This is a genomic window from uncultured Aquincola sp. (genome assembly GCF_964001545.1).
Lineage (GTDB): Bacteria > Pseudomonadota > Gammaproteobacteria > Burkholderiales > Burkholderiaceae_C > Aquincola.
In genome coordinates this window covers 1-3,291 of the sequence record NZ_CAXFDV010000084.1, presented here as the reverse complement: position 1 = coordinate 3,291, position 3,291 = coordinate 1, and the positions used below count along the sequence as shown (strand labels likewise).

Here is a 3,291-nt window from a genome sequence, read left to right as displayed (position 1 = left end):
GGCCGCGGGCACGCTGGCGGCCAGGCCCGGCCCCAGCGCGGCCAGCAGGACGGGCAGCTTCAGGCGCAGGGCCCACCGGGCGGGTGGCGTCGTGTGGCACATCACCGCACCATAACCCGCGGCCGGCTCTTTCAGTTGTCGGGCCGCACCTTGGCGCGCGCCAGCACCGGCTTCCAGCGCTGCTGTTCCTGGGCAATGAAGCGGGCGTACTCGGCCGGCGTGCTGCCCACGGCAATGGCCGCTTCCTTCGACAGGTGGTCCATCGCGGCCGGCGCGGTGATGGCCTTGGCGCAGGCCGAGGCCAGCAGCTCCAGCGCGGGTGCCGGCAGGTTGGTCGGTGCCTGCACGCCGTACCACTGCGTCATCTCGAAGCCGGCAAAGCCTTGCTCGGCCACGGTGGGCACATCGGGCAGCTGCGGGATGCGCTGCGCGGTGCCGGTGGCAATGCAGCGCAGCTTGCCCGCCTTGATGAACTGGATGACCGCCGGCGCGCCCACCGCCGCGGCGTCGATGCGGCCGGCCATCAGGTCGGTGAGCTGCGGGCCGGTGCCGCGGTAAGGCACGTGGGTGATGAAGGTGCCGGTGGCCATCTTCAGGTACTCGAAGGCCAGGTGGCCGGCGCTGCCGTTGCCGGCCGAGCCGTAGTTCAGCTGCCCCGGGCGGGCCTTGGCCAGCGCCACGAATTCCTTCAGGTTGCGCGCCGGCACGTTGTTGTTGACCAGGTACAGGCTGGGCACCTTGGCCAGCAGCGACACCGGCTTGAAGTCCCGGTTCACGTCGTACGGCAGCTTGTCGAAGATGAAGGGGTTGACCGCCAGCGTGCCGATGTGGCCCAAGATCAGCGTGTGCAGGTCGTCGGCGCGGGCCACTTCCTGCATGGCCACGTTGCCGGCACCGCCGGGCTTGTTGTCCACGTACACGCTCTGGCCCAGCAGCTTGGACAACTCCACCGCGGCCGAGCGGGCCACGATCTCGGAGCTGCCGCCCGGCGCAAAGGGCACGACGAAGCGGATGGCCTTGTTCGGCCAGTTGCCTTGCGCGCGCGCCGCCATCGGCAGGGCCGAGGCCAGTCCCCAGGCGCCGGCCGCCAGCAGGGCCTGGCGGCGTGCCTTCATGCAGTCATCCACAACCATCTCCTCTTGGGTTCAGGCGGTCATGGTGCGGGGCGGTGGCTTTCAGCGCCCTGTCATCGCGGGGTCTGGAATCTCGGTGTTAACACCGAGAGGCCGGGCCGGCTCAGCGCTGCTGGCCGGGCTCGAAGAAGCGGAAGGCCGAGCCGCCGCAGGCCTTGGCCTGGTACATGGCCAGGTCGGCACGCTCGAAGAGCAGGGCGGTGGTATCGGTGGCCGCCAGCGACAGGCTGATGCCGATGGCCGCGCCGATGGGCACCGCGCCGCCCGGCGTGCAGAAGGGCGCCTGCAGGCTGTCCAGCAGCCGCTGGGCGATGCCGGCGGCGGCGGTGGCGTCGCCACAGGCGGCAGCCACCACGAATTCGTCGCCGCCCAGCCGTGCCACCGCGTCGCCGGGGCGCAGGCCGCCTTGCAGCCGCTGGCCCACCTGCTGCAGCAGCACGTCGCCGGCCGCATGGCCGTGGCTGTCGTTCACCGCCTTGAAGCCGTTGAGGTCGATGAAGAACACCGCCGTGCGTGCCTGGCCGTCGCCTTGCGCCAGCCGGTGGGCGATGTGTTCTTCGATCCAGGCGCGGTTGGGCAGGCCGGTCAGCAGGTCGCGCGTGGCCAGGGTCTCCAGGTCTTTGAGCCGCGCCTTGTCGCGGGTGATGTCGCGCGAGACCAGCACCGCGCCGATGCAGTGGCCGTGGTCGTCGGTCACTGCGCAGGCCTTGGTGCCCACCGTCACGTAATGGCCGTCGCGGTGGCGCTTGCGCACTTCCACCGCATCGGGCAGCACGCCGCCGCCGAAGAGGTGCGCCAGCGCCTGCTCGGCCGCGGCGCGGTCGTCGGGGTGCAGCAGTTCGGTCACCAGGCGGCCCACCACTTCTTCGTCGGTCCAGCCGATCAGCCGGCTGTACGAAGGCGAGATGGACACGTAGCGCCCGCGCTGGTCGCAGTGCGCGATCAGGTCGGTGCTGTGCTCGACCAGCAGGCGGTCTTGAGCGGCGGTGCGCAGCGCTGCTTCGAAGGCATTGCGCTGGGCGCCGACGTCGAGCATGAAGCCGTGGTACCGACCCTGGGCGCTCTTGCCCATGCCCGCCAGCGGCAGGCCGGCCACCATCAGGCAGCGCTTGGCGCCGTCGGGGCAGCGCAGCAGCACCTCCACCTGAAACGGCCGGCCGGCCTCCATGGCCGCGGCCACGGCCGCGGGCAGGGCGTCGTCGCCACCGGCCCGCGCCCGCTGCAGCCAGCGGGCCAGCCCCTGCTCGCCGGGCGGCGGCAGCACGCCGGCCTGCGTGGCCTGCAGCTGCAGGCCAGGGCCCTGCCCATCGGCAGTCCACAAGGCAAAGAGGTTCGAGGGGCAGGGCAGGTTCATCGGCGGCGGGGTGGGTGACAGGCCCCACGGCAAGGCCCGTGGGGCAGGTATCGGCCACCGCATCCGGCGCGTTGAGCGCCGTGTGTCATGAAGGTGTAACGCCAGCCGCCCCCGCGCCGGCGCCCGGTCGTCCAGCGGTCAGAAGCTGGTGAACTTGGCTTCGTCCAGTGCCTCGTTCGGGCGCGGCGCGCGCTGCGCATGGGCCGCCGTGCGCTGGCTGGCTTTGCGCCGTTCGGTACCCTGGGCCTGGCTCATGGCGTTGCCGATGGCCTGGCGTGCCGGCGCCGCGGTTTCGGCTTCGCGCCCGCGCGGGCTGCGGGCCGGCTGGAAGAAACCCATGGTGGCTTGCAGCTGCTCGGCCTGGGCGCTCATCTCTTCAGCGGTGGCGGCCAGCTCTTCGGAGCTGGAAGCGTTCTGCTGCGTGGTCTGGCTCAGCTGGCTCACCGCGGCATTGATCTGGGTGACGCCCGACGACTGCTCTTCGCTGGCGGCGGTGATCTCCTGCACCAGGTCCGAGGTCTTGCGGATGCTGGGCACCATCGCGTCCAGCAGCTGGCCGGCACGCTCGGCCAGCTCCACGCTGCTGCTGGCCACGGTGCCGATCTCCTGCGCCGCCACCTGGCTGCGCTCGGCCAGCTTGCGCACTTCGGCGGCCACCACCGCAAAGCCCTTGCCATGCTCGCCCGCACGCGCCGCTTCGATGGCGGCGTTCAGTGCCAGCAGGTTGGTCTGGTAGGCGATGTCGTCGATGATGCCGATCTTGTGGGCGATCTGCTTCATCGCGCTCACCGTGGCCTTGACCGC

3 protein-coding genes are annotated in these 3,291 nt (G+C 71.3%); all 3 read right to left on the bottom strand.

Annotation, left to right across the window (positions count from 1 at the left end; translation table 11 throughout):
• Nucleotides 1-131: 131 nt before the first annotated feature.
• On the bottom strand, nucleotides 132-1,115 hold the full coding sequence (locus ABNT58_RS03040) for a tripartite tricarboxylate transporter substrate binding protein (RefSeq protein WP_348752037.1): 984 nt from the start codon (nucleotides 1,113-1,115) through the stop codon (nucleotides 132-134).
• A gap of 121 nt (nucleotides 1,116-1,236) precedes the next feature.
• A complete protein-coding gene (locus tag ABNT58_RS03035; RefSeq protein ID WP_348752036.1) occupies nucleotides 1,237-2,487 on the bottom strand; it encodes a diguanylate cyclase in 1,251 nt (416 codons plus the stop codon).
• Between the two features lie 138 nt (nucleotides 2,488-2,625).
• On the bottom strand, nucleotides 2,626-3,291 hold a 666-nt coding region (locus ABNT58_RS03030), incomplete at its 5' end, for a methyl-accepting chemotaxis protein (protein ID WP_348752035.1).